2 protein-coding genes are annotated in these 2,035 nt (G+C 58.4%); both read right to left on the bottom strand.

Going from position 1 to position 2,035, the window contains the following annotated elements; all coding sequences use genetic code 11:
* Positions 1-841: LacI family DNA-binding transcriptional regulator (locus EN969_RS28450; RefSeq protein ID WP_127419598.1), on the bottom strand; the 841-nt coding region annotated here is incomplete at its 3' end.
* Between the two features lie 275 nt (positions 842-1,116).
* Positions 1,117-2,035 (bottom strand): cation:dicarboxylase symporter family transporter (locus EN969_RS28445; RefSeq protein WP_127375301.1); only part of this gene is annotated, 919 nt, incomplete at its 5' end.

Genomic DNA, 2,035 nt, shown 5'->3' with positions numbered 1-2,035 from the left:
CTTCTCGGAGCGCGGAAATTGCCCCCTCTATCCCCCCGCCGGCCATATAGAAGCCGACGAGCTCTGGTTCCCGCTGCATAAGATCCAGCAATTTTTCGTAAGTGAGCTGCCGTTCATCAAGGTTCACGAGCGCATCAAGCACCTCGAATTTTGGCGCGTTCTCACGAAAATACGCACGAAAGGCCGTTTCCCGCGTCGCATGCGCCTGGAAGCGATGGCTTCCGACAAACACCGCCACCTTGCCGGGCCGTTTTGCGGCCTTGGAAAACACCCAAGCGGCAGTCCGTCCGACCTTGCTGTTGTTGAGGCCGATGTAGCCCTCGCGCACGCCATCGGCGAAGTCGGATAGCAGCGAAAATACCGGGATACCTTTCGCCTTGAGCTCCTCGACTGATGCTGTGATTTTCGGGTGATCGGCCGCCACCATGGCGATCGCCTGGCAGCGGCTCCCAAGGTCCTTAAGAAGCGGGAGCAGGTCACGCGGCAAATGTGACTGCGCGAACTCGATGATCGGAAGGCCGTGGAAGGATTTAGCCATACTGACCGACTCTTCGATCTTGCGAGCGAAATCTTGGTAGAAATCGTGGGTAGGTTTTCTCAAGATGAAGCCCAGCTTGTAGTGCGGCAGGTGCTGCTGCAAGCGCTGTTTGATGAGACCGGCAGCATGATAGCCGATCGCGTGCGCGGCCGCATGGACCCGCTGGGCGGTCTCCTCTCGCACCGGAAGGCGGACGTTCAGAACCCGATCGACTGTTGCTACGCTGACTCCGGCTTCGCGGGCGAGATCGGCTATTGTGACGCGCTTTCCCCTAGCGATTCTGATCGGCCGGTCCTCCATCATCCGGTGCGCTCCCGCGACGGCTTGGGGCGGCAAGCTGAAATAGTTCCCCCACCCCGCGGATAGCGCATTCGACGAACAGCGCTCCATGCGCACCCAGATGAGTCTCCGTGAACCGTTCGTTTGCTTAGGGGCTTCATGGTGTTGTATTACTCACTGCGTTAGTACTCTATTTCCAGCGCTCTTTGGAGGCTGGCAATTCGACTGTTGTGTCAAGGCCGCTACTTACACGTCGCGCTGTTGCGATCTTGCTTGCGGGGAGCCAGTTTGATGTAACCCTAACCGCGGAAAGCGGTTTCCATCCGTGACTGGTCCAATTCGCCTTCCCAGCGAGCGACAACGAGCGATGCCACCGCATTACCGACTAAATTCGTCAGCGCGCGGCATTCCGACATGAAGCGGTCCACGCCAAGAATTAGAGCCATTCCGGCAACGGGAACACTCGGCACGACAGAGAGAGTAGCGGCCAATGTGATGAAGCCGGCGCCGGTGACGCCTGCCGCACCCTTCGAGGAAAGCATCGCAATTAGCAGCAGGAGGATCTGATCGGCAATTGACAAATCTGTGTTCGTCGCCTGGGCGATGAAGAGGGCGGCGATCGTCATGTAGATATTGGTACCGTCCAGATTGAATGAGTATCCAGTAGGGATGACGAGACTTACGACCGAACGGGCGGCGCCGGCCTTCTCCATCTTCTCCATTAGCGAGGGCAGCGCGGCCTCCGAGGAGGACGTTGCCAGGACAAGCAGCAGCTCGTCCTTGATGTAGCGGACGAGAGAAAAGATCGAGAAGCCGTTGTAGCGGCAGACCGCGCCGAGAACCCCGAACACGAAGAGGAAGGCGGTAAGATAGAACGTCGCGACCAGTATCGCGAGGTTGGCCACCGAACCGATTCCGTATTTGCCGATCGTAAAGGCCATTGCGCCGAAGGCGCCGATGGGTGCAGCCTTCATCAGAATGCCGACGAGCTTAAAAATGGGGGCGGTAAGCGCCTGGAGAAAGGTAACGACCGGCCTGCTCGTCTCTCCGGTCATCGCCAAAGCAATGCCGAACAGGACCGAGAAGAACAGGACTTGCAGGATGTCGCCTTCCGCGAAGGCACTGGCAATCGTTGACGGGATGATGTTCATCAGGAAGCTGGTCACGGACTGCTCGTGAGCCGTGGCCACATAGCCCTTAACGGCTTGGACATCGAGC

The sequence above is a fragment of the Mesorhizobium sp. M7A.F.Ca.CA.003.01.2.1 genome (assembly GCF_003998945.1).
Classification (GTDB): domain Bacteria; phylum Pseudomonadota; class Alphaproteobacteria; order Rhizobiales; family Rhizobiaceae; genus Mesorhizobium; species Mesorhizobium ciceri.
The sequence above is the reverse complement of the archived record's forward strand: the minus strand, read 5'-3'. Positions and strand labels throughout refer to the sequence as shown.